The organism is Sphingopyxis sp. CR5 (genome assembly GCF_059693785.1).
In genome coordinates, this window is record NZ_JCATIE010000004.1 from 39987 (window position 1) to 64133 (window position 24147).

Here is a 24147-nt window from a genome sequence, read left to right on the forward strand (position 1 = left end):
TGTCGGGCGACGGCGCCGGTTTCAGAATATTCCCGCAGCGAGGCCTTCGGCCAGAGCCGCACCAAGGACACGCGCTTCGGCGAGCCGATCCTCGCCGATCGTCTTTTGCGCGAGGATCGCCTCGGGAGTCTGAGCGTCGGTGTTGACGATCACCGGGTCGGCGACGCGCTTGAGGCGCCAGCCCGTCGCGATCCGGTCGAGCTGGCGCTGGGCATTTTCCCCGTCGGACCCCGCGCAGACGATCGTCGCATAGGCCCGCCCCTCGATACGACCGAGGCAGGGGTAATAGCAGCGGTCGAACATCTCCTTCATGGCGCCCGACAAGGCGGCGAGATTTTCGGGACCGACGAACAGATAGCCGGCGGCGGCCCGTAAATTTTCGGGGCCGACATCGTCCGCCGGCATCAGCGCCCCGGCATCGCCCGCGCCTTTTGCCGCGGCTTCGGCGAGCGCGCGGCTGCCACCGGTCCGGCTGTGCCAAATGATAAGAAGCTTGCAATCTGCGCTCGCCATATCCTCTATCCTGTCAGCGCGGCACGCCCGTGGCGAGCGGCTTGCCAAGCCGCAGCGACGGGCGCAAGCCGGAGCGATCAGGGGAGGATGCGATGAAAAGCGCGTGGATGACAATGGCGATGCTTCTGGGCGCGCAAGGCGCCGCAGCGCAGGATGCGGCGAGCGACGCGACCCGCGCCGCCCAGGCCGAGCTTGCGAAGCGGTTGCCGCTGGACGACGCCGAGGATTTCGAGAACGCCTCGCGCGGCAAGATTGCCGAAATCCCCGACGGACTGATCCTGTCCAGGACCGGCAAGGTGATCTGGGATCGCCGGGCCTATGCTTTCCTCGATAGCGAGACCGCGCCGGCGACGGTCAATCCGTCGCTGTGGCGGCAGGCGCGGCTCAATGCGATCCACGGACTGTTCGAGGTCGTCCCCGACAAGATCTGGCAGCTGCGCGGATATGATTTGTCGGTGATGACGGTCATCCGCGGCCAGACCGGATGGATCGTCGTCGACCCGCTGCTGTCCGAAGAGGCGGCGGCGGCGGCGTGGAAATTATTTGCCGACACGGTCGAGGCAAAGCACGGCGAGCGGCCGATCAGGGCGATCATCTTTTCGCACAGTCACAGCGACCATTTCGGCGGCGTCGGCGGGATCGTGACCCCCGAGCAGGTCGCGAAGGACCATATCCGCATCATCGCCCCGTACGGATTTTCGGAAGAGGCCACGTCGGAGAATGTGCTCGCGGGCAATGCGATGAGCCGACGCGCGCTCTATATGTTCGGTTCGATCCTGGCACCCGGCCCGAAGGGACAGGTCGATACCGGACTGGGGCCGCGGCTGTCGGCAGGAACGATCGGGTATATGGAGCCGACCGAGACGGTACCCGCCGCGGGCGCCACCCTGACCATCGACGGGCTGGAATTCGATGCGATGGACGCCGGCGGCACCGAGGCGCCGGCCGAAATGGTCTTCTACATCCCCGCCTACAAGGCCCTGCACACGACCGAGGTCGTGACGCACAATCTCCACAACATCCTGACGTTGCGCGGGGCGCAGGTCCGCGACGCGCTACGCTGGTCGAAGGTCATCGACGCGATGCTGCTCAAATGGGGCGGCACGGCCGAGGTCGCCCTCGGCTCGCACCACTGGCCGACCTGGGGCGCCGACAAGGTCAAGGCACTGTTGACCGACCAGCGCGACGCCTATCGCTATGTCCACGATCGCACGCTGTTCCTTGCCAATCGCGGCGCGACGCTGCACGAACTGGCCGACCAGACCGCCGAAGCGCCGGTGCAGGCCCGCGACTTTTCCACACGCGGCTATTATGGGACCCTCAATCACAATATGAAGGCGACCTATCAGCGCTACTTCGGCTGGTGGGACGGAAACCCCGCCGATTTCAACCCCGTCCCTCCGCAGGAAAGCGCCGCGAAATATGTCGCGCTCGCCGGAGGCGCGGACAAGCTGCTCGCCGCGGGGCGGACGGCGATCGCGGCCGGCGACTATCGCTGGGCAGCCGAGCTGCTGAACAAACTGGTGTTCGCCGACCCCGACAATCCGGCGGGACGCTCGGCCCTCGCGTCGGCTTACGACCAGCTGGGATATCAGGCCGAATCGGGGGCGTGGCGAAACTATTATCTGGCCGCCGCCGCGACGTTGCGCGGGACCGAGGTCGATACCGTGTCGGGCAACGGGCAGAGCCGGTCGTTCATCAGCGCCATCCCGACCGCGGTCTTCTTCGATGCTCTCGCGACGCGCTTCGACGCCGCGAAGGGTCGCGCACTCGCCGGCACCTTCCAGTTCGTCCTTCCCGACAGCAAGGAGACGGTCGCGGTCGTCGTCGAAGGCGGGGTCGAATTCCCGCGCTATGGCGTCACCGAAGCCGCGCCGACCGCGACGATCACCGTCGACCGTGCGACACTGGACAATGTGATGCTGGGCCAGGCGCAATTCCCCGCGCTGTTGCAATCGGGCGCGATCGCGATCGACGGCGACCGCGCGGCATTCCTGTCGTGGTTCGCGCTGCACCCGCCCGCCGACCCGCGCTTCAATGTGGTTGTGCCCTAGGGGGGCTTGAGCCTATCGAGGGGGCATGACCGACACCCTCGCCGCCCACCCCGTCGATCCCTTCGACCCCGACGCACTCAATGCCAGCGAAGGGCTCGATCCGGTCGACCCCGCCTATACGCACGTGCTGAGGATCGCGACGCTGCTCAACCTGCTGCCGGTCGCGATCGGCGCGACGGTGCTCGACCTGCTGGTCATCCGCACGATCGGCGGTCCGTTCGGCCTGCTCACCGTCGCCGCCTGGCTGCTCGGGACCATCGTCGTCGTGACCTTTCCGTCGCGGCGCGTATCGCGCTGGGGGTTCAAGATCGGCGCCGGCAAGCTGCGCGTCGCGCGCGGCTGGCTGTTCCGGGTCGATACGATCGTTCCCTTCGTTCGCGTCCAGCACATCGACGTCGGCCAGGGACCGATCGAACGGCTGTTCGGGCTGTCGCACCTGGTCGTCCACACGTCGGGCACGCATAACAGCACGGTCACGCTGCCGGGGCTGCACGCCGACCTTGCCGCGGCGATGCGCGAAACGATCCGCCGGCATATCCAGACCGATTTCGCATGACGGGCGCCGCCGCCCTGTCCGGCGAGACCGCCCGGGAGGCCGCGCCGGCGTCGCCCGCCGTCGATACCGAATGGCAGCGGTTGCACCCGGCGACGTTGCTGCTTGCGATCGTCAAGCTCGGCCCGCGTTCGGTCAATTTCCTGCCCGCGCTCGCGGCGATCGGGATCGCCGGGAAATGGATCTATGTCGTCCCCGCGCTGGGGCTGTTCCTGCTTTTGTCGCTCGTCTTTGCCTGGCTTGCGTGGCTGCGCTTTCGCTTTGCGGTCGGCGCGAGCGAGATCGTGATCGAAAGCGGCGTGTTCGCGCGCCAGCACCGCACCATACCGTTCGACAGGATTCAGGACGTCAGTATCGAACAAGGGCTCGTCGCGCGCGCGCTCGGCATCGCCAAGGTCGGGTTCGAAACCGGGGCGGGCGGCGGCAAGGCGGACGACGCGCGGCTCGACGCGATCGGGCTCGACGCGGCACAGGCGCTGCGCACGACCATCCGCGCCCATCGCAGCGCGGAGACATCCCCTGCCCCCGCGGCGCACGCGTCGGCGAGCGACGACCGGGCGGTATCCCCGGCAGCCGAAGACCGGCTGCTCTTCGCGATGTCGCCGAAACGGCTGTTGATCGCCGGCCTGTTCAACTTCTCGCTCGCCGCGCTCGCGGTCGTCGGTGCGTCGATGCAGCTGTTCGACAATGTGCTGCCTTTTGATTTCAACATCTTCAACCCGCTCGACTGGATCGACATCGCCGAAGCCTATGGCCTCGACCAATGGGTAATCGCGCACCGCTGGATCGCCGGGGTCGGCGCGGCGATCTCGCTGCTGTTCATCGGCATTGCCAGCGGCATAGCGCTGACGGTCCTTGCCAATTGGGATTTCCGGCTGACGCGCGAGCCGCGCGCGCTGCGCCGCACGCGCGGCCTGACGACGCGCACCGACGTCGCGCTGCCGGTACGGCGAGTGCAGGCCGCGATCGTCGTCACCGGCTGGCTGCGGCGGCGCTTCGACTGGCACGAGCTGCGGCTCCAGAGCCTGGCGAGCGACGGCGAAAAGGAAAAGGATCACCAGGTCGTGCCGTTCGGCACGCTTGCCGAAATCGATCCTGTCCTCGCCGAGGTCGGCATCGCGCGGCCGGCGGACGAGGCGGTGTGGGAGCATAGCCATCGCATCATCGCGCTTGGCGGCTTCGTCGCCGCGGCCATCGCGGGCCTGGCGGGGGGCATCGTCGTCGCGTTCGGTCAGCCCCCGGGCTGGATCGCGGTCGCCATCGCCCCGCTCATCGCCGCCGGCGCGTGGGTCAGCGCGCGCTTTCACGGCTGGACAGAAACCGACGGCGTGGTCGCGATTCGCAGCGGATGGATCAAGCCGAAGATGACGCTGTTGCCCTTTGCCTCGGTGCAGAGCGCCGACCTTCGGACCGACTTCGTGCTGCGGCCGCTGGGCCTCGCGACGCTGGTGTTCGGCGTTCCCGGAGGCAGTTCGCTGGGGAGCCACGAAATCCCGGCGATCCCGCTGGAGACCGCCAAGGCGCTGCGGATGCGAATCCTGGCCGCGGGAGACGACGCGTGACCGGCGCCGCGCTGGGTATCGATCGGTCGATCCTTGGCCAGCCCTGGCACTGGCGCCGCGAAAGCGCCGACATGGGAGGTGATGGGCTGGCGCCCGACGACCTTGTGACCCAATTGCTGCTCGCACGCGGGGTCGCGCGCGACGATATCGAGCGCCAGCGTGCGCCGACGCTGCGCGGCTTCATGCCCGATCCGTCGATCTTTCGCGACATGGACGCCGCCGCGACGCGCCTGGCCGCGGCCGTCGAGGCCAGGGAGGCGATCACGGTCTTCGGCGACTATGACGTCGACGGCGCGACGTCGGCGGCGCTTCTTGTTCGGCTGCTTCGTGCGCTCGACGTGCCCGTCGGCGCTTATATCCCCGACCGCCTGATGGAAGGCTATGGTCCGTCGGGTGCGGCGCTGGTCAAGATCGGCGAAGCAGGCTCGCGACTGGTCGTCACCGTCGATTGCGGGGCGCAGGCGTTCGACGCGATCGCCGAAGCGAAGGCGGCGGGGGTCGAGGTCATCGTCGTCGATCATCACCAATGCGCGACCACGCTTCCGCAAGCCTTTGCCGTGGTAAACCCCAATCGGCTCGACGAAGCACCCGACGCCGCGGTCCACGGCAATCTCGCCGCGGTCGGCGTCGCCTTCCTGCTCGGCGCGGCGTTGCTGCGCACCTTGCGGGCCCGCGGCTTTTTCGGATCGCGCCCCGAGCCGGCGCTGATCGACCTGCTCGACCTTGTCGCATTGGGAACCGTCGCCGACGTCGCGCGCCTGACCGGCTTCAACCGGGCCCTTGTGACGCAGGGGCTGAAGGTCATGGCCCGGCGCGGCAATATCGGCCTGGCGGCGCTGATGGACGCAGCCCGCCTGACCAAGCCGCCGGGCGCAAGCGACATGGGCTTCGCACTGGGCCCGCGGATCAACGCCGGGGGACGTGTCGGAAAATCCGATCTGGGCGTGCGGCTGCTGACGACCAACGACGCGCAGGAAGCAGCCGACATCGCGCAGGAACTCAATCGCCTGAACGAGGAACGCCGGGCCATCGAGGCGGCGGTGCTCGATCAGGCGATCGAGGCGAGCGCGGCATGCGCCAACGCGCCGGTCGCGATCGTCGCGGCGCCCGGCTGGCACCCCGGCGTGATCGGCATCGTCGCGGGGCGCCTGAAGGAGAAGCTCCATCGACCGGCGATCGTCATCGCGCTGGACGACGCGGGTATCGGCAAGGGATCCGGGCGCTCGATCGGCGGTGTCGATCTGGGCGCGGCCATCCTCGCGGCCAAGGAAAGCGGGCTGCTGGTCGCGGGCGGCGGGCACGCTATGGCGGCGGGGCTGACCGTGGAGCGCGGCCGGATCGACGCATTCGGGGCGTTCCTGAACGATCGTCTGGCGGCCGATGTCGAGCGCGCGAGCGGCGGCAAGTCGCTGTTGATCGATGCGGTACTCGCCCCCCGCGGGATCAACCCGCTGTGGTGCGAAGCGATCGAGAGTGCGGGACCCTATGGCGCGGGCTGGCCCGCGCCGCGCGTCGCGACGGGGCCGGTGCGGATCGTCGAATCGGGCGTGGTCGGCACCGACCACCTGCGCCTGATCGTCGCGGGCGACGACGGGGCACGCTTCAAGGCGATCGCGTTCCGCGCCGCGACAAGCGAGCTCGGCCAGACCTTGCTCCACGCGCGCGGCGGGCGTCGCCTCTGGCTTGCGGGGCGCGCGAAACGCGACGATTGGGGCAGCCGTCCCGCCGCCGAACTCCACCTCGAGGATGCCGCCTGGGCAGACTGATGCGTCGCCGCGCAATATTTTTGCGCAGGCCGCGCCTCCATGCGCTTGACCGCACGCGCGGGCCCGTCTAAGGCGCCGCTTCACCGATTGACGGCCCCTTCGTCTAGCGGTCTAGGACGCGGCCCTTTCACGGCTGAAACACGGGTTCGAGTCCCGTAGGGGTCACCATCGCAATCGGCCGAACGGCCCCTTCGTCTAGCGGTCTAGGACGCGGCCCTCTCACGGCTGAAACACGGGTTCGAGTCCCGTAGGGGTCACCATCGCGGTGACATCGGAACGTCGCGAGATCCATGCGTCCGACGCCGCACACCGTCCCCCGAAATCCCACCAGCCGCCCCCCCCTTGGGGCTGGCGATCAGGCAGAGTCTCGCATCGGTTCGAACCGCGGGCGCGGATCGGGGCGCAGGTCCGGTGGCGGGTCAAGCAGTCCGGCCCGAAAGGCGACCTTCAGGATTCCGGCAAGGCTCTGGCAATCGAGCTTTTCCATGATGTTGGCGCGATACACCTCGACCGTCCGCGGACTGATGCCAAGCTCGATCGCGATCATCTTGTTCTGCTGGCCGTTGGCGACAGCCCGCAGCACCTCGAGCTCGCGCGGCGAGAGGCGGCCGAGCAGTTCGATCGCTTCGATGCGCTGAATTTCGACGATCCGGCGGCTGTACAGCGTTTCCAGGGCGTCGCCGATCGCCAACAGGAGAAGTTGGGGATCGGCGGGCTTTTCCATGAAATTGAGCGCGCCGAGCCGAAGCGCCGACACAGCAGTGCTGACATCCGCGTGGCCCGAAAGCATGATCGTGGCCAAGGGGAGCCCGAGTTCGTTCAGCCTTTCCTGCAATTCAATCCCCGACATGCCGGGCATGTCCAGATCGATCACCGCGCACGCCGGTTCGTCTGACTGGATGTTGGCCAGAAATGTCGCCGCGTTGGGCCAGGCGAGAACCCGATATCCATAGGAGCGCAGCAACAGGCGCAGCGAATGCCGCACCCCCGCATCGTCATCGACGATATGCACCAGGTCGCTCTTCACATCGGTCCTCCCCGGTCCAAAGGGCAGTCGTCCGTTTTCGAACGCTGGCGACCCATCTCCTTGTTTCTTTACGATCACGACTAGGTAAACCCCGACCCGTGTGGCCACTATCCGTAGTGATACGGGTAGGCGACTCACCCGGGTCGCCATAGCGTTTCGATGACGCCACGGGCCTTCACGGCCGTGGTCGCCGGTCGGCATGGCCCTCGCGGGCCTGGCCGTCCGAGCCAACAACGGGACGCACGAAAATCGGTAGAGCAAGGAGGGTGTGATGGCTTCATCACGCGAGCGATGCGCCGTGTCGGTCGTCTTGACCGCAATCGCCACATTCGGATTGTCCGGGGCGGCCGTCGCGCAGGACATCGTCTATACGCCGGTCAATCCGTCATTCGGGGGCAATCCGTTCAACTCGGCGCATTTGCTGGGCGTCGCTTCCGCGCAAAACAAGTATAAGGATCCCAATGCGACGACCTCGACCGACCCCGCCCAGCAGTTCCTGCGAACCTTGCAGAGCCGGTTGCTGTCGTCGCTCGCAACACAGATCACCGACATCATTTTTGGCGAGAATGCGCAGGATAGCGGGCTGATCCAGTTCGGCGACCAGGAGATATCCTTTGTTCGCGGGATCGATTCGGTCACTCTGACGATCACCAATAATGCGGACGGCAGCGTCACCGAAATCGTCATTCCGCTGCTGCAGAGCGATACCGACGGGTCGGAGTTGGGCGGATGACGCGCGCGCCCGCCCCGGTCCTTGCCCTTGCCTTGGCCGCGCTGCTGCCTTCGGGGTGCGCAGTGTACGACGGCAAGTCGTGGTCGGAACCGCAACCGGTTCGCCCGACCCCGGCGACCCAAAGCCTGCAGGGTCTGCCCGCGCCGGGGGACAGCATTCCCGTCGCGGTCTACAATTTTTCCGACCAGACGGGACAGTTCAAGCCGACCGATGGGGTCCAGACCCTGTCGCGTGCAGTGACGCAGGGGGCGACATCGATCCTCGTCAAGGCGCTGCAGGAGTCCGGGCAGGGTCGCTGGTTCAAGGTGATCGAACGCGAACGACTCGACAATCTGCTTCGGGAACGCGCGGTCATCCGAGAGATGCGCGCCGCCTATCTGGGCGAAACCAAGCTCAACCGCCAGGCGCTTCCGCCGCTGCTCTTTGCGGGCGTGATCCTGGAAGGCGGGATCATCGGCTATGACACCAATACCAAGAGCGGCGGGATCGGTGCACGCTTCCTGGGGATCGGCGGCAGCACGAAATATCGCGAGGATACGGTCACTCTTTATCTTCGCGCGGTCAGCGTCAAGACGGGCGAAGTCCTGTTGACGGTCAGCGTCCGCAAGTCGATCGCGTCGATCGGGCTGAACGCCGATGCCTTCCGCTATGTCGCTTTCAAGGAACTGCTGGAAGCCGAAGCGGGCGTGGCGACCAACGAGCCCGACGCGCTTGCCCTGCAGCAGGCGATCGAGGCGGCGGTCTATGGCCTGGTCGTCGAGGGCGCGAGCCGGGACCTCTGGTGCATGGCGACGCCGCCCGATTACAGCGAAAATCTGCTGCGCCAATATTTCGCCCGCCGGGACAATATCGATCCTGCCGCCGTCCAGTTCGCCAAGCGCGCCGACGGCAGCACGATAACCGGCGCCTGTACGGCGGGGTATACGCAGGTGCAGGTCCCGACGCCGATGGCGCGCCCCGCGCAGATATCGGCGCGGCCGACCCCGCCCGCCGCCCCGTCGCCGCGAGCCGCGCTCGACTATGCCCAGCCACAACCCGATGTTTCGGCCACGCCCGTGCCCACTGGTCCGCGCGCGAACGAAAAAGAAGGAGGATAGCGAACAGCGCCGGCCAATCCGGCGAAAGATGCGGACCCGTCGACACCCTGATTGGTGTCCTGATGTCGGCGAGTCCGAACCTGGCAAGGTTTACGGGAAACCTGCCGGACGCATGAAGCGACCGACCGTCTTTCTATAACAGCGAGGCGGTTGCTGCAAGGCGGGGCGATAGCAATGCCGCCGGCACTTCATCGTCATTTCTTCCCGTCGGCGACCAGCGGGCCGGCGCTGGCGACGCAATCCATGTCCGGCCGTTGCGAAGCGACAGGGGCAGCCCTTGCCGCAGTTGTAAGGAGCATGACGATGAAAAGGATGATGATGAGCGCAGCATCAGTGCTGGCGCTGGCGATCGCCGGACCGGCGCTCGCGCAATCGGTCAGCACGGTCAACCAGTCGAATGTCGGCAATCTTGCCAACGTCGATCAGACCGGCTCGCTGACCGGCGGCGATTCGACCGTCAACCAGAGCGGCGCCAACAACCAGGCCAATGTGACCCAGGCCGACGACGGCACCGGTTCGACCCCGATCAACCTGTCGGTGATCGACCAGACGGGCGACAACAACCTGGCGAATGTGTCGCAGGACACGTCGACCTTCTCGATCCAGACCGATTCCTATATCGGCCAGTCGGGCAGCAACAACGTAGCCGACGTGACGCAGGTCGACGATTGGCAGTCCTCGACGATCACCCAGTCGAGCGATGGCAACAGCGCGACCGTGATCCAGGGCGACGCCACGCTGGCGCTGACCGATGACAGCTATGGCAACACGAGCAGCATCAACCAGGCCGGCACCGGCGGCCAGATCGCCGAAGTCACCCAGGTCGGGCGTGGCAACAACAGCAGCGTCGACCAGCTCGGCGACGTCGGCGAAGCCTATGTCACGCAGAGCGGACTCGGCAACGGATCGTCGGTGTTGCAGACCGGGACCGACGACGACGCGAACGTCGACCAGAGCGGCGACTTCAACTCGTCGGACATCGTCCAGGATGGCGAAGCGGTCGTCGCCACGGTCTTCCAGTCGGGCAACGGCAACAGCAGCATGGTCGACCAGACGTCGCCCGGCGGAATCCGGCCGATCAATTCGGCGGTCTATGTCGAACAGACCGGCGACGGGAACGATTCGGAAGTCTTCCAGCGCGCGAACGACGGCTATGCCGAGGTTCGCCAGTGGGGGACCAACAGCACGTCGAGCATCCTCAACCACGGCAACCGCTCGGTCGCCTATGTCTGGCAGCTCGCCGGCGACGACAACGACGCCTCGATCGTCCAGCGCGCCGAAGACAGCAACGCCTTCGTCTATCAGACCGGAAGCCGCAACGATGCGAGCATCATCCAGCGCGAGGATAGCCCGCCGACCGAGAATTTCTCGGCCACCATCTATCAATTCGGCGACGACGGCATGTCGTCGATCGACCAGGATGGCGACAATCATGTGGCGGTCAACGAACAGACGGGCAATTTCGACAGCTCGTCGATCACCCAGACCGGAACGGGCAGCTATGCCGGGGTCGGCCAATATGGCGACAACGACAGCTCGACGGTCACGCAGTCCGGAAGCGCGCAATATGCGCTCGTGCTTCAGTACGGATCGGGCAACGGATCGTCGGTCGACCAGAGCGGCAACAACAATGTCGCGAATGTCACCCAGCTGACGAACGGCAATCTCTCGACCGTCCTGCAGTCGGGGTCGTTCAACGTGGCTAACGTCGCGCAGTAACTCCCCCGCCCCGGAGGCCACCCCCGCCTCCGGGGCCCCTTTCGACCCGATGGGAGGGCATGATGCACCCTTTTCGATTCCCGTTGCTCGCCGCAATGACGCTTGGCTGTCCGATCGCCGGCCTTGCGCAAACGGCCGTCATCGACCAGTCGGGCGACGGACATTTTGCCGAGGTGGTTCAAGGCGGTAGCTTCGATCAGCGCGTGTCGGTGCAGCAGATCGGATCCGCGACCGGCGTCGACGTGACGCAGGAGGCACCCGACGCCGAAGCCGACCTGTCGCTGTCCGGCGAAAACCTGACCGCCACCCTGCATCAGGACGGAGAGGCCGAGTCCGGACTGGCGCTGACGATGGAAGGCAGCGACGGCATCGTCGACGCACTCCAGTCGGGCGATCCGGGCGGGAGCAACTTCGCGACCGTCTGGCAGGCCGGATCGGGCAACAGCGCGTCGCTGTCGCAATATGCGAGCGCGGGGATGCCGAATTCCATAAGGCTGATCCAGGACGGCACGGCGAATGTGGCGATCCTGGCACAGACGGGCGAAGGCAATACCCTGGACCTGTCGCAGTTGGGCGCCGACAATTTCGCGGCCATCGACCAGATCGGTTCGGGACTCGGGCTTGGCTTGATTCAAAACGGCGGGGCGTCGATTACCGTCACCCAGACGGGTAGCCCTTGAACGCGATCTTCCTTGTGTTGCTGTGCGCCGCGCAGCCCGTCGACTTGGGCGTGCCCGAGCGGCATCCGGCGAGCGCCGATCAGGTGCTGACGCCGGATGAAGCGCGGACCCGGCGTACCGAACAGGTCGGAACCGCGGAGCCCGCCGACGTGGCGGTCGACCAGTTGCCCGACACCATCGACCTGCCAGGCGACGCGGCCGGGCCCGAAGCCGGTTTGGCGGCCGTTCCGCCCGAACGACCGCGCGATTCGCTCTATCTGGAAGTCGCCAATGCGTGGGAAATGATCCGGCGGCGCGGTCAGCAGCCGACGCCCGAGTTGATCGCCCGCGAGATCGGCCCCGATATGCTCGCCCGATTCCTGAACCAGTTTCCCGGGTCCGAGTCGATGTTCGGCAAGGATTCGGACCGGCTGCCGGTGGCACCGCCGTCGTTGCCGCCCGATGGACGATGAGCGTCGGCCCGCGCGCCCTGCACTTGTTAGCGTCCGCCGCGACGGCGGGCGTCATCCTAGCCTGCATGGAGTCGCCCTCTATGGCCGATACGCCTTCGCCCCCGATCCGCTTGACCGTCGACCGTCACGACGGTCTGGTCGACGTGACTCTCGTCGGTCAGGAGATATCGAAAGACCGGTATCATTATGTGCTCGAGGTAACGGGGGCGTCGCGGTCGCGCCTCGCGGCCAACTATGTCGGGACCCGCGAACGCCAGATCGTCAATCGAACGCGCTTTCCCGACAAGGCGCCTTGGACCCTTTCATTCCGGATCACCGACGCCGAAGACCGGCTGGTCTATAGCCGGGACATTCGCGACCATTGACGCCGGCCCCATCGCGGATCGGCCGGGCTTGCTTCGCCGACGCAGACGATTTCGCTTCGATTCGGCATCAAATCCGAACGACTTTCCCTCGGTCCGAGGGCGCGTCCGCGGCACCATCGACGCATGACGAAATGCGGCGACCATATCCACCTCATCCTTCCCGATACGGTCGAGCGCACCGCCTGCTTTCGTGCGGTCGCGGCCGATACGACGCGCGTGGTACGCAGCTTTGCGAGCGCCGATGCCTGGATCGAATCGGGCGCGGAGACCGACGGCGGCGACGCGGTGCTGCTGTTTCACTGGCACCAGCCCGGATCGACGAGCGGCGCGGCATTGCTCGAACGCATCGCGCATGTTCCCGGCCTGGTCGCCTTCGTCGCGGCCGAACGGTTGAGCATCGCCGACGCACGCGCGGTTCTGCGCGGCGGCGCCCACGACCTGCTTCCCGCACCGCTCGACCCGCGGCTGGTGCGGCGCACGATCGACCGGGCGCTCTGCGATGGGCGGGCGCTCCGCCACAGGCTTGCGGCTCAGCGCGATGCCGAGCAACGGATTGCGATGCTGACACCGCGCGAGCGCGACATCCTCGATTCCATTGCCGCGGGGATGGGCAACAAGGCGATCGCGCGGCGGCTCGAGCTCAGCCCGCGCACCGTCGAAGTCCACCGCGCGAACATCATGCGCCGCGCCGGAGCCGCCAATGTCGCCGAACTCTTGCGGATCGCCTTCGTCGCCGAAGCGATGGCCGGGACGATTTCGATCCAAAATGGTGCTTGATCGCGGCCACGCGCGGCCAGCCCGGCGCGCACGGCCCTATAAGGATATCGAACGGCACACCGCCCCTGTGTTGGTCCCCACGGGCGCCGTCGTTCAACCCGCGCGGCCTTCCCCACCTGGCCGTGCAGCCCACAGGGCCGGCCGGAGATACCCGTCTTCCGGTCGGCCCTTATTCCCCGGCGCCGACAACCCGCTTGCGCTGGTCGGGGCGGCCCATCGCGAGCAGGATGGGATCCTGTGCCTGACGCGCCGCGAAGTCGGCCTTGCACGCCAGCCCCTGCCACCCGATCCCGATCAGCGACTGGGCGATCGCGCCGCCAAGCGTGTCGCCGGGACCCGGCAGGATCAGCACGTCGGGAGCGAATTCCCTGACCGCGACCTGCACCGACAACGCAAAATCATAAGGCGCCAGAATCTGGTGACCGAAGCTGTAGTCCCACATCGCATCAGCATCCGACGAAAAGCGGCGCCAGATATGGCCGCGCCCGTCGACGAGCGGGATCGCCGGCGCGCCGAAAAGCGACGCGGGCAATTCGGCCCTCGCCTTGTCCGAACTGCCGTGCATCAGCGCGGTGTGGAAGGGGCCGTGACCGGCAAGGCGGAGGGGATCGCGGCCCGGCGTGGGCGGCGCCTCCGCAAGCAGCGCGGCGAGCCCGGCCTCGTCTCCCGCCAGCACGAGCATGCCGCACAGTTCGATCGACAGCGCGAGCGCGTGCCCGGCGCGCGCATCGATGTCGGCGACCAGCGCGAACAGCGCCTCGCGCAGCCCGGGCACCGGTCGCCAGTCCTCGTCGACGACCTGAAGCAGCACCTGTCCGCCGGGTCCGTGGGTCTGGCTGTTGAGCCCCATCGCATTCGCGATGCGAAACCCGTCGGACACCGACACAGCGCCGCCGAGCGCGAGCGCGCTGTACCAGCCCATCGAATTGCCGGCGACGGCGACCACGTCATAGGCATCGCGGTCGATACTGAGATAATCGAGCGCCGTCGCCGCATAGATCAGCGGCGCCGCGACGTCTCCGCGCATATGGGTCGCGACGCTGAACCGTTCGGCACCGTCGAGTTCGCTGACCGTCGGCTGGCCGCGAGCCCGGCGTTGCGCATCGAAGTCGGCGATCAGATCGGCGAAGCGAGCGCCGTGCAGCCGCGCGATGCTCCCCAGTTCGGCCTTGCCATAGGTGCCGCGACCCGGAGCCACGACGAGTGCGGTCCGGCGCGCGCTCATGCGAGCAACTCCCGTGCGGCGTCATAGATCGAATCGCGGCTCGGCAGGGTCAGCGTCGCCGCCTTGCCGAGCGGAATGAAGCTGTCATCGGCGGCGATCCGCGCGACCTTTCGTCCCGGCAGGCGCTCGGCGAACAGGGCCATCAGGGCCTCGCTCTGCGAACCGGTGATGCGGCATTCGTCGACGATGAGGATGCGCTTCGCATCGCCGACTGCCGCGAGCAGCTTCTCCTCGTCGACCGGGCCGAGCCAGCGCAGGTCGATCACCCGCGTCTTCACACCGTCGTCCGCGAGTCGCCGTTCGGCCTGGCGCGACAGGTAATAGCCGTTGCCATAGGTGACGATCGCGAGGTCGGATCCGTCGCCGTGAACGCCGACATCGCCCAATCGGATCGGCGTCCCCGCGCCCGGATCCTCGTAGACGCTGGTCCACAACCCATCGCCCTCTTCGTGCAGGTCGCGGGTCATGTACAGCGCGATCGGTTCGACGAAGACGACAACGCGCTGTTCCTCGCGGGCAAGGCGGACGCATTCGCGCAGCATCGCCACCGCATCGCGCCCGTTGGACGGCACCGCGAGGATGACGCCGGGAATATCGCGAAAGACGGCAAGACTATTGTCGTTGTGAAAATGGCCGCCGAAGCCCTTTTGATACCCCAGCCCGGCGATACGGATGACCATCGGATTGGTGTATTGGCCGTTCGAAAAGAAGCTCAAGGTCGCCGCTTCGCCGCGAATCTGGTCCTCGGCATTGTGGACATAGGCGAGGAACTGGATTTCGGGCATCGGGACGAACCCGTTGTGTGCCAGGCCGATCGCAAGGCCCAGGATCGATTGTTCGTCCAGCAACGTGTTGACCACGCGCGCCGACCCGAAGCGCTGGTGGAGCTTGGCGGTGACGTTATACACCCCGCCCTTTGGTCCGACATCCTCGCCGGCGACGATGATCTCCCGGTGCGCGAGCATCAGGTCGGCGAGCGCCCAGGAAAGGAGGCGCGCCATGTGCATCGGCTTGTCCATCGCCGCGGCATCGCCGCCGAACATCGCGGCGCGATCGTCCGCAGACGGGGTGTTCGCGCGCGGGCGGGCGCATGTCGGCGGGACCAGGCTTTCCATCACCGCCGCAGCGGTCGTCAGCTTCGGTCGCCGGATCGCGGCTTCGGCCTGCCGCGCGAGCGTGGCGCCGATGTCTTCATAGGCCTCCGCGATTTCGGCCGCCGACATCCAGCCCTGCTCCGCCATCAACGCCGCGCCCGCAAGCAAGGGATCGCGCGCCTCGTCCGCCTCTATCAGCACTTTCGGCAGATAGGCGCCCTGTACGTCCGATCCCGCATGACCATAAAGGCGGACCGTCGCCATGTGCAGGAATACCGGCTTGCGCATCCGGCGCGCATGATCGGCCGCGTCTTTCGCGCCGGCATAGGCCGAGACGAGATCGGTGCCGTCGCAGCGAATATAGTGGAGACCGGCGCGCTGGCGGAACTGCGCCTCGATCCACCCCGTCGGGGTGCGCGTCGAGATGCCGATGCCATTGTCTTCGCACAGGAAGACGAGCGGCATCGGCGTACCCTGGAACGCCGCCCAGCCAGCGGTGTTGAACGCCCCCTGCGCGGTCGAATGATTCGCCGAGGCGTCGCCGAAACTGGCAAGGATCACCGCGTCGTCGGGCAGCGGCCGGCCGGTCATCCCCAGCCGGCGCGCGATGCCGACCGAAAAGGCGGCGCCGACGGCCTTGGGCAAGTGCGAGGCGATGGTCGAGGTTTGCGGCGGAATCGCGAGCGGCTTCGACCCGATGACCTTGTGCCGCCCGCCCGAGATCGGATCTTCGCTCGACGCCGCAAAGCTGAGCAGCATGTCCCAGTTCGGCGTCTGGCCCGGGCATTGACGGGCGCGGTGAAGCTGGAACGCGTTCGAGCGATAATGGAGGAACGCCATGTCGGTCACGCGCAGCGCCGCGGCGACCGCGGCGTTGCCTTCATGTCCCGACGAGCCGATCGTGTAGAACCCCTCCCCGCGCGCCTGCAGCGTGCGCGACAGGCGGTCCATCTGGCGGCTGGTCAATTGCGAGAGGAAAATGTCGACAGCTTCGGCGCGCGACAGGCCGGCGGCGGCGGGGTCGGGCGCATTGGCGCGGCGTGCGAGCCGCCCGTTGCCAAGCGCCGCCAGAAACTTTTCATGTACCGCCTGCGCCGCGTCCACGCCGATCCTCCTGCCCGCCACCTGGTTGCACCCGCAACCATTGTCCGCGCGCTAGAACGGGGCAGGAACCGGTGCAAGCATCTCTTGCCTTGTCACGGCGGCTCACGCTACCAGCATCCGTGATGATCAAGCGGGGCGAGGCCGGAATTTCAACATGATGCCAATGGGTCTCGCCCAGGCAGCCGCTGCCGCAGCACCGGACGAGGGCTGGCTGATCGATCCCGAGCTGGTCGGTCCCGGATATAGCCAGACCATTGCCGGCGGAACGATCCAGACCAGCCTGCCCCCGCCGCCCGAGGCGCCGAAGAATCCCGACTGGCTGATCGACCTGCTCAGATGGGCCGAACCGGCCTTTAAACCGGCAATGTGGATCGCGGGCATCCTGCTCGCCGCCTATCTCCTCTATCATCTGGTGCCGGCCTTTGCCGCGTGGATCGACCGCCTGACCGGCCGCGCGCGGCCCGAGGCGGACGATGGCGTCGGCGTGATCGAAGCCGGCGCCGCGCGCGCGCTGCTCGTCGAAGCCGACGCGCTCGCCGCGGCGGGACGATTTGCCGAAGCGGCGCACCTGCTCCTCTATCGCAGCATCGAGGATATCGAGGTCCGGCGGCCTGGCCTGGTACGGCCGGCGATGACCTCGCGCGACCTCTCCGCCACGCACGACCTGCCCGCCGTCGCGCGCGGCGCCTTCGCCAGCATCACGCGTGCGGTCGAGATCAGCCTGTTCGGCGGACGCGCGATCGATGCGGACGGGTGGGAGCGCTGCCGCGCGGCCTATGCCGAGTTGACGGTGCCGAAGAACTGGGCGCGCGGATGAGCGGAACGGCAGCCAGCGAGAGGGCATTCGACGCCCGGCTGATTGGTGCGGTGATCGCGATCGGTATCGCGGCCTTCATCGCGCTGTGGGCGCTGATCGCGCTCGGCCCCGACCTGAAGAGCGGCAACGACGGCAAGGGCCATGCCCTGTCGCGCGGGGCGCCGGGCTATGCCGGAATCGTCGACCTGATGGAGCGCGCGGGGGCCGACGTCACGCTGCGCCGGCAGGTCGGGAGCCGCTATGGCACCACCCGCCCCCTTTTGATCCTGACCCCGACACACCAGACGCAGCCCGGCGAGATCGAGGAGCTGCTCGACGCGCAGCGCGGCGGCGCGACGCTGATCATTCTGCCGAAATGGTTCACGCTGCCGATCCCCGGCGAGGCCGAAAAGCCGGGATGGGCCGGCCCGTCGGTCGCCGTACCGCCGTCCAGCCGGTTGCTGCCGTCGAGCCGCTTCGGAACGGTGGAGGTCGGCAATGGCAAGGGTGCGCGGCAGGTGCGCGGCGATGTCGCCGGACGGACCATCGTGGTCACCCTGCCCGGCGAGGTGCAGACCGTGACCGGAGAGGCGCTCGAGACGCTGGTCGCCGCACCCGACGGCAAGGCCGTGCTCGCGCGTAGCAAGGACGGCGACCGCTATGTGCTCGCCGATCCCGACCTTCTGGACAATTTCGCCTTTGCATCGCGCGACCGGGCGCGCGAAGCCGCGCTGCTCCTCGATGCGATCGGCGAGGATGCGAATGCGGACGGTTTCGCCTTCGACCTGACGCTGGACGGATTCGGCGGCGGCCGATCGCTGCTGCGCTTTGCTTTCGTACCGCCTTTTATCGGCGTCACCCTGTGCCTGATCGCCGCCGGATTGCTCGCGTTGTGGCAGGCCTGGATGCGCTTCGGGCCCGCGCTCAAGCCAGGCCGGACGATCGCGCTGTCGAAAGCGGCGCTGATCGCGAACAGCGCCGAACTGATCGAACGGGCGCGGCGCCAGCTCGATGGCGCGGGCGCCTATGTTCGCAGCCAGCGCAGCGCGATCGCGCGGCGGCTGCACGCCCCCGCGGGGATGACCGAAGCCGACACCGACGCCTGGATCGACCGGCATATTTCCGACGGGCGCGAATCCTTTTCGGCGCTCGCGCGGCGATTGCCGCTCGCGCGCTCTTCGCACGCGTTTCTCGACGATGCGCAGGCGCTCCACGACATCAGAAAGGACTTATTGCGTGACAGCTAATCCCATCGAAAGTGTGGCGGCGCTCGGCACGGCGATCGAAACGGAAGTGGCAAAGGCCGTCTTCGGACAAGGCGATCTGACCCGCATGGTCACGATCGCGCTGCTGGCCGGCGGCCATGTGTTGCTCGAAGGTCCGCCGGGCACCGCAAAGACCCTGCTCGCGCAAGCCTTTGCGCGCGCGGTCGGGCTCGATTTCGGGCGGATCCAGTTTACCCCCGACCTGATGCCCGGCGACATATTGGGCTCGAACCTGTTCAACTTCCAGACGTCGAGCTTCACCTTGACCAAGGGGCCGATTTTCACCGAACTGCTCCTTGCCGACGAGATCAACCGAACCCCGCCCAAGACGCAGGCGGCGCTGCTGGAGGCGATGCAGGAGCGGCATGTCACGGTCGGCGGGGAGGCGCATGCGATGAGCCCGCGCTTCACCGTGCTCGCCACGCAGAACCCGATCGAACAGCAGGGTGTCTATCCGCTGCCCGAAGCGCAACTCGACCGCTTCCTGTTCAAACTCGTCGTCGACTATCCCGCCGCCGACGAGGAGCGGCGGATCGTCGCCGATCACGGCGGGCGCTTCAAAAGCCCGGCGGTCGCCGATTTCGGGGTCGAACAGGTGGCCGACGCGGAGACGATCGCTGCGGCGATCGACGCGATAGCGAGCGTCCGGCTCGCCGACGAGATCGTCGATTATATCGTCCGCCTCGTCCGCGCGACGCGCGAAAGCGCCGACCTGGAGTGTGGCGCGAGTCCGCGCGCCGCCACCCTGCTCGCGCGTGCCGCCTGTGCCGCCGCCGCGCTCGACGGACGCGACTATGCGATTCCCGACGACGTCCAGCGGCTTGCCGGCGGGGTGCTGCGCCACCGCGTCATCCTGTCGGCGGCGGCGGAAATCGAAGGCCGCAGCGTCGAACAGGTCGTGGCCGCATTGCTCGAACGCGAGGACGTGCCGCGGTGATCTACCCCACCCGCCGCGCGATCTTTCTGTTGCTCGCGGGGGCACCGGCGGCGCTGGCGCTCGGGCTGGTCCGGCCCGATCTTTGGCTCGTCGCGCCGGCGTGGATCGGAGCCATCGCGGCCTGCCTGCTGCTCGACCTCGGCCTGGGGGCGAGCCCTCGCCGGCTCGCGCTGGACGTGCAGGCCCCGAATCAGATCGGGGTGGGCGACCCGTTCACGCTGAGGCTGGCGGCGCACGGCCGGACCGCGGTCCCCGCCCGGGCCGAGCTGGCCTTGCAGGTCGACGAGCGGCTTGCCGAGGGCGGACGCGTCGCGGGACATATGCGCGCCGCCGACGCGGGCGAAGGGGCGCGGCACACGCTGGTCCAGACGGTCGCGCTGACCGCCTCGCGACGCGGGGAGGCGTCGATCGGGGCGGCATGGCTGCGCTGGCGCGGCCCGCTGGGCCTGGTGTGGAAGCAGCGGCGCTTCGCGCTGGAGCGCGCCATCAGCGTCGTTCCCAGCCTGCGCGCCGCGACCGAGGAAGGCAAAAGACTGTTCCAGCGCAACAGCCTGTTCGGCCTGAGGCAACAACGTCTGCGCGGCGAAGGCAGCGAATATGAATCGCTCGCCGAATATCAGCCGGGGATGGACCGCCGCGCGATCGACTGGAATGCGTCGGCGCGGCACGTGAAGCTGCTCGCCCGCGAATATCGCGTCGAGCGCGACAATCGCGTCGTGCTGGCGATCGACGCGGGCCGGACGATGGCAGAGGCGGTGGACGGTCTGCCGCGTATCGACCGCGCGGTGTCGGCCGCGTTGCTCCTCGCCTATGTCGGCCTGAAGCTGCATGACCGGATCAGCTTTTTCTCCTTTGCCGCGAAGCCGCATGCGTTGACCCCCGCCTATATGCACACGCAGGATTTTCCGGCCTTGCAGCGCGCGGCGGCGCGGATCGACTATTCGCATGTCGAGAGCAACTTCACCCTTGCGCTCGCGACGCTCGGCGCCGCGCTCGACCGGCGCTCGCTGATCATCCTGTTCACCGAATTCACCGACGCGACGAGCGCCGACCTGATGATCCGCGCGGCGGGACGGCTGGTGAAAAAGCACCGACTGTTGTTTGTCGTCATCAAGGACGAAGAGCTGGAGAGCGAGGAACGCCGCCGCCCCGAAGCGGCGATCGACGTGACGCGCGCGAACGTCGCGGCGGCGATGCTCGCGGCACGCCAGCTCGTGATTGCACGGCTGCAGCGGCTGGGCGTCGATGTGATCGAAGTGCCCTCCGATGCCATGGGCGCCAGCGCCGTCGAGGCCTATCTGGGCATCAAAAGGTCGGGGAGCCTGTGATGGACCGCGCGCCTCCGGCCGGCGACACCCCCGCCTTTTCGACCGCACGCTTCCGCGCCGAACGCGAGGCCGACTGGATCGCCTTCGATGCCCTGCTCACGCGGCTGGAAAAGCGGGGTGCCACCGCATTGTCGAGCGACGAGCTGCTCCGGCTGCCCATGCTCTATCGCGCCACCCTGTCGTCGCTGTCGATCGCGCGCGCGACGAGCCTGGACAAGGCGCTGCTCGACCATCTCGAGGGATTGTCGATCCGCGGCTACTTCCTGATCTATGGCGTGCGCGAATCGCGGCGCGACCGGCTGAAACGCTATTTCCTTTACGACTGGCCCGCCGCGGTGCGCGAACTGTGGAAGGAGACGCTGATCGTCGCGCTGATCCTGATCCTGGGTGTCGCGACAAGCTGGCTGCTCGTCGCGCACGAACCCGAATGGTATTTCCACTTCGTTCCGGAGGGCATGTCGGGGGGGCGCGATCCGCGGGCGACGGTCGAATTTCTGCGCGGCACGATCGGCCACGGCAAGGAGGCTGGCGACCAGGAAGGCATGTTGCACGTCTTTGCGACCTATCTTTTCACCCACAACAGCCGCGTGTCGATCATGGCCTTCGCGCTCGGCTTTGCCTTCGGCATTCCGACCATGATCCTCGAATATTATCAGGGACTCGGCCTCGGCGCGATGCTCGCGGTCTTTTCGGCGAAGGGGCTCGGACTCGATTTCGGCGGCTGGCTGTTCATCCACGGCACGACCGAGCTGTTCGCCGCGACGCTCGCCGGGGCGGCGGGACTGAAGATCGGCACCGCCGTGGTATTTCCGGGTGCCCGAGGCCGCCTGGAGGCCGCGGCCGAAGCCGGGCGCACCGCGGGCAAGGTGATGGTCGGGGTGATCATCATGCTGCTCGCGGCCGGTCTGCTCGAAGGATTCGGGCGGCAACTGATCACCGACACCGGCGCGCGCTATGCGATCGGCGGCGTCATGCTGCTCTTCTGGCTGGGCTATTATTACATTCCGCGCCGGGACAAGGCAGCATGACCGCGGCACGCGCCAACGCCGAGCTGCGCAGCGCGCAAGCGAAAAAGGTCCGGCAATTCGTCACGCCCGAGGGCGTCGACCTGGAGCTGCGGATCGCGAGCGCGGCGTTGCGGTTCGGGGCCCTGATCATCGACCTTGTCCTCATCGTCGTCGCGTTGATCCTGTTCACGCTGCTGATGGCGTGGGCGGGCATTTCGTCGCGGTCGACCGTGATGCTGACGATCTGGATGCTCGGCGGCTTCGTGCTTCGCAATTTCTGGTTCATCGGATTCGAGCTCGGGCAGCGCGCGGCCACCCCCGGCAAGCGGCTGATGGGAATTCGCGTCGTCGCGCGCGACGGCGGGCGGCTGACCGCCGATGCCGTGGTGGCGCGCAACCTGATCCGCGAGCTCGAGCTGTTCCTGCCGCTGACGATGCTGTCGGCAAGCGCGGTCGAGGATATGGCGAGCGCGTGGACAGTCTTGGCCGGGGTCGCCTGGGCCCTGACGCTCAGCCTGTTTCCGCTGTTCAATCGCGACCGGATGCGGATGGGCGACCTGATCGCGGGGACCTGGGTCGTCATGGCCGGGCGGCGCAAGCTCGACCGCGACATGGCGAGCGGCGAGGCCGCGCATGCGATCGAGTTCGGCGACGCCGAACTGGCCGTCTATGGCATTTTCGAGCTTCAGCAGCTCGAACAGGTGCTGCGGATCGCCGATGCCAGGCAAATGCGCGAGGTCGCCGACACGATCCGCGTCAAGATCGGCCGCACGGCCGCCGAAGAGGACAGCGTTTTCCTGACCTCCTATTACCGCCAGCTGAAACTGCGCCTCGAACGGCAATTGCTGTTCGGCAAGCGCCGAGAGGATAAATATGCAAGCGACTGACACCCTTCCCCGCACCGTCGCCGACGCACTCGAGACGCGCCGGTCGGTCCGCGCCTTTACCGGCCGCGCGGTCGACCCCGCGCTGTTGGAAGAGGTGTTCGCCGCGGCGCAGCGCGCGCCGTCGGGCGGCAACCTTCAGCCGTGGCAGGCGGTGGTGCTGACCGGCGCGCCGTGGCAGGCGGTCAAGGATGCGGTCGCGGCGCGTATCGCGATGGGACGCGAGGGGCAGCAGGCGGAATATGACATCTATCCCAAGGGACTGACCGATCCGTGGGAGGCGCGGCGCTTCGGTGTCGGCGAGGGGCTGTACGCCTCGCTGGGCATCCCGCGCGAGGACAAGCGCGGCCGGCTGGCGCAGTTCATGCACAATTATACCGGTTTCGGCGCACCGGTGATGCTGTTCCTCCATTGCTCGCGGATCATGGGACCGCCGCAATGGGCCGATATGGGCATGTGGCTGCAATCGGTGATGCTGATGCTGGTCGAAAAGGGCCTCGCCAGCTGCCCGCAGGAATGCTGGGCGATGTATGGCGAGACGGTGCGTGCGACGCTCGGGATCGACGACGGGCAGATCCTGTTTACCGGGCTAGCGATCGGCTATGCCGACGACGACGCGGCGGTGAACCGGTGGCCGGTGCCGCGCGCCGATCTGGACGAGGTCATCGAATGGCGGGGATTTGGCAAGTGATGGGCAAGAAGAGTCTGTTTCGGTGGAGCGCGGCAATCCTGCCGATGCTTGCGATCGCCGCCTGTACCGCGATTCCGGTGCCCGACACCCCCACGCCGGCCCCCGCGCCCGCTGTCGTCCCCGAACCGCTGCCGCCGGCCCCGCCGCCCGCAAAGCCGTGGGACGAACGCAAACTGGATGGCGGCGCGTGGCATTACGACGCAAGCGCGCGCGCTGCGCGCTTCACGGCTGCCGGCAGCGGGAACGCCCTTGTCAGCATGGCGTGCGCGGGCGGCCAGATCCGCCTGACCGCCGGGCTGGGCGGACCGGGGCCGCTCGACGTATCGCTGCGGACGAGCGCAGGGACCGACCGGCTGCGCTTCGAGAACGATGCCGCAACGCTTCCGGCGCGCGATGCCCGGCTCGACCGCATCGCCTTCAGCCGCGGCCGCTTTGCGCTGGAAGCGAGCAATGGCAGCACGCTGACGCTGCCGGTCCAGTCGGAGATCGGGCGCGTGATCGAGGATTGCCGGTAGGCT

23 protein-coding genes and 2 tRNA genes are annotated in these 24147 nt (G+C 67.4%); 21 read left to right on the forward strand and 4 right to left on the reverse strand.

Annotated features, from left to right (window positions below; all coding sequences use genetic code 11):
* Nucleotides 1–21: 21 nt before the first annotated feature.
* A complete protein-coding gene (locus AC58D2_RS06975; RefSeq protein ID WP_497388666.1) occupies nucleotides 22–513 on the reverse strand; it encodes a flavodoxin family protein in 492 nt (163 codons plus the stop codon).
* Nucleotides 514–605: 92 nt separating this feature from the next.
* Here AC58D2_RS06975 and AC58D2_RS06980 point away from each other — a divergent pair, with 92 nt between their 5' ends.
* The 6 genes from AC58D2_RS06980 to AC58D2_RS07005 all read left to right on the forward strand — a co-directional run bounded on the left by AC58D2_RS06980 (nucleotide 606) and on the right by AC58D2_RS07005 (nucleotide 6708).
* Nucleotides 606–2567 carry an alkyl/aryl-sulfatase gene (locus tag AC58D2_RS06980; protein ID WP_497388668.1) on the forward strand — a complete coding sequence of 654 codons (1962 nt, stop codon included), beginning with the start codon at nucleotides 606–608 and terminating at the stop codon, nucleotides 2565–2567.
* Nucleotides 2568–2592: 25 nt separating this feature from the next.
* On the forward strand, nucleotides 2593–3123 hold the full coding sequence (locus tag AC58D2_RS06985; protein ID WP_497388670.1) for a PH domain-containing protein: 531 nt from the start codon (nucleotides 2593–2595) through the stop codon (nucleotides 3121–3123).
* Nucleotides 3120–4682 carry a PH domain-containing protein gene (locus AC58D2_RS06990; RefSeq protein WP_497388672.1) on the forward strand — a complete coding sequence of 521 codons (1563 nt, stop codon included), beginning with the start codon at nucleotides 3120–3122 and terminating at the stop codon, nucleotides 4680–4682. Before AC58D2_RS06985 ends, AC58D2_RS06990 begins: the two co-directional genes overlap by 4 nt.
* The gene (gene recJ, locus AC58D2_RS06995) at nucleotides 4679–6448 is read left to right on the forward strand and encodes a single-stranded-DNA-specific exonuclease RecJ (RefSeq protein WP_497388674.1); all 1770 of its coding nucleotides are present in this window, start codon (nucleotides 4679–4681) and stop codon (nucleotides 6446–6448) included. The genes AC58D2_RS06990 and recJ overlap by 4 nt, the downstream gene beginning before the upstream one ends.
* A gap of 92 nt (nucleotides 6449–6540) precedes the next feature.
* Nucleotides 6541–6616: transfer RNA gene (locus tag AC58D2_RS07000), tRNA-Glu, on the forward strand.
* A 16-nt stretch (nucleotides 6617–6632) separates the two neighbouring features.
* Nucleotides 6633–6708, forward strand: a tRNA-Glu gene (locus AC58D2_RS07005).
* 95 nt (nucleotides 6709–6803) lie between these two features.
* Here the strand turns inward: AC58D2_RS07005 and AC58D2_RS07010 are convergent.
* On the reverse strand, nucleotides 6804–7475 hold the full coding sequence (locus AC58D2_RS07010; protein ID WP_497388676.1) for a response regulator transcription factor: 672 nt from the start codon (nucleotides 7473–7475) through the stop codon (nucleotides 6804–6806).
* A 271-nt stretch (nucleotides 7476–7746) separates the two neighbouring features.
* On the opposite strand from AC58D2_RS07010, the gene AC58D2_RS07015 reads away from it, so the two are divergent.
* From AC58D2_RS07015 to AC58D2_RS07045, 7 genes are all read left to right on the forward strand, one after another.
* Nucleotides 7747–8208: a curli assembly protein CsgF gene (locus tag AC58D2_RS07015; protein ID WP_497388678.1), complete on the forward strand. Its 462-nt coding sequence runs from the start codon at nucleotides 7747–7749 to the stop codon at nucleotides 8206–8208.
* A complete protein-coding gene (locus AC58D2_RS07020) occupies nucleotides 8205–9305 on the forward strand; it encodes a CsgG/HfaB family protein (protein WP_497388680.1) in 1101 nt (366 codons plus the stop codon). Before AC58D2_RS07015 ends, AC58D2_RS07020 begins: the two co-directional genes overlap by 4 nt.
* 303 nt (nucleotides 9306–9608) lie before the next feature.
* Entirely contained in the window at nucleotides 9609–11024 is a 1416-nt protein-coding gene (locus tag AC58D2_RS07025; protein WP_497388682.1) for a hypothetical protein, read from the forward strand.
* 59 nt (nucleotides 11025–11083) lie between these two features.
* The gene (locus tag AC58D2_RS07030; RefSeq protein ID WP_497388684.1) at nucleotides 11084–11704 is read left to right on the forward strand and encodes a hypothetical protein; all 621 of its coding nucleotides are present in this window, start codon (nucleotides 11084–11086) and stop codon (nucleotides 11702–11704) included.
* Entirely contained in the window at nucleotides 11701–12156 is a 456-nt protein-coding gene (locus tag AC58D2_RS07035) for a hypothetical protein (RefSeq protein WP_497388686.1), read from the forward strand. The genes AC58D2_RS07030 and AC58D2_RS07035 overlap by 4 nt, the downstream gene beginning before the upstream one ends.
* Nucleotides 12157–12236: 80 nt before the next feature.
* Nucleotides 12237–12521 carry a hypothetical protein gene (locus AC58D2_RS07040; protein ID WP_497388688.1) on the forward strand — a complete coding sequence of 95 codons (285 nt, stop codon included), beginning with the start codon at nucleotides 12237–12239 and terminating at the stop codon, nucleotides 12519–12521.
* Between the two features lie 123 nt (nucleotides 12522–12644).
* Nucleotides 12645–13298 (forward strand): response regulator transcription factor, encoded by a 654-nt coding sequence (locus tag AC58D2_RS07045; RefSeq protein WP_497388690.1) that lies wholly within the window; start codon nucleotides 12645–12647, stop codon nucleotides 13296–13298.
* A gap of 169 nt (nucleotides 13299–13467) precedes the next feature.
* Here the strand turns inward: AC58D2_RS07045 and AC58D2_RS07050 are convergent, their stop codons facing one another.
* A complete protein-coding gene (locus tag AC58D2_RS07050; protein ID WP_497388692.1) occupies nucleotides 13468–14523 on the reverse strand; it encodes an ACP S-malonyltransferase in 1056 nt (351 codons plus the stop codon).
* Entirely contained in the window at nucleotides 14520–16721 is a 2202-nt protein-coding gene (locus tag AC58D2_RS07055; RefSeq protein ID WP_497388694.1) for a thiamine pyrophosphate-dependent enzyme, read from the reverse strand. Before AC58D2_RS07055 ends, AC58D2_RS07050 begins: the two co-directional genes overlap by 4 nt.
* 163 nt (nucleotides 16722–16884) lie before the next feature.
* Between AC58D2_RS07055 and AC58D2_RS07060 the strand changes: the two genes are divergently transcribed.
* Genes AC58D2_RS07060 through AC58D2_RS07095 form a run of 8 tightly spaced genes read left to right on the forward strand, consistent with a single transcriptional unit; the run spans nucleotide 16885 to nucleotide 24144 of the window.
* Complete coding sequence (locus tag AC58D2_RS07060) at nucleotides 16885–17538, forward strand: DUF4129 domain-containing protein (protein ID WP_497388696.1); 654 nt, start codon at nucleotides 16885–16887, stop codon at nucleotides 17536–17538.
* A complete protein-coding gene (locus tag AC58D2_RS07065; RefSeq protein WP_497388698.1) occupies nucleotides 17535–18764 on the forward strand; it encodes a DUF4350 domain-containing protein in 1230 nt (409 codons plus the stop codon). Before AC58D2_RS07060 ends, AC58D2_RS07065 begins: the two co-directional genes overlap by 4 nt.
* A complete protein-coding gene (locus AC58D2_RS07070) occupies nucleotides 18715–19719 on the forward strand; it encodes an AAA family ATPase (RefSeq protein ID WP_497388700.1) in 1005 nt (334 codons plus the stop codon). Before AC58D2_RS07065 ends, AC58D2_RS07070 begins: the two co-directional genes overlap by 50 nt.
* Entirely contained in the window at nucleotides 19716–21047 is a 1332-nt protein-coding gene (locus tag AC58D2_RS07075; protein WP_497388702.1) for a DUF58 domain-containing protein, read from the forward strand. The genes AC58D2_RS07070 and AC58D2_RS07075 overlap by 4 nt, the downstream gene beginning before the upstream one ends.
* Complete coding sequence (locus tag AC58D2_RS07080; protein ID WP_497388704.1) at nucleotides 21047–22075, forward strand: stage II sporulation protein M; 1029 nt, start codon at nucleotides 21047–21049, stop codon at nucleotides 22073–22075. Before AC58D2_RS07075 ends, AC58D2_RS07080 begins: the two co-directional genes overlap by 1 nt.
* The gene (locus AC58D2_RS07085; RefSeq protein WP_497388706.1) at nucleotides 22072–22941 is read left to right on the forward strand and encodes an RDD family protein; all 870 of its coding nucleotides are present in this window, start codon (nucleotides 22072–22074) and stop codon (nucleotides 22939–22941) included. The genes AC58D2_RS07080 and AC58D2_RS07085 overlap by 4 nt, the downstream gene beginning before the upstream one ends.
* Entirely contained in the window at nucleotides 22928–23629 is a 702-nt protein-coding gene (locus AC58D2_RS07090; protein ID WP_497388708.1) for a nitroreductase, read from the forward strand. Before AC58D2_RS07085 ends, AC58D2_RS07090 begins: the two co-directional genes overlap by 14 nt.
* Nucleotides 23629–24144, forward strand: a complete 516-nt coding sequence (locus tag AC58D2_RS07095; RefSeq protein ID WP_497388710.1) for a hypothetical protein — start codon at nucleotides 23629–23631, stop codon at nucleotides 24142–24144. The genes AC58D2_RS07090 and AC58D2_RS07095 overlap by 1 nt, the downstream gene beginning before the upstream one ends.
* The last annotated feature ends 3 nt before the right edge of the window (nucleotides 24145–24147 follow it).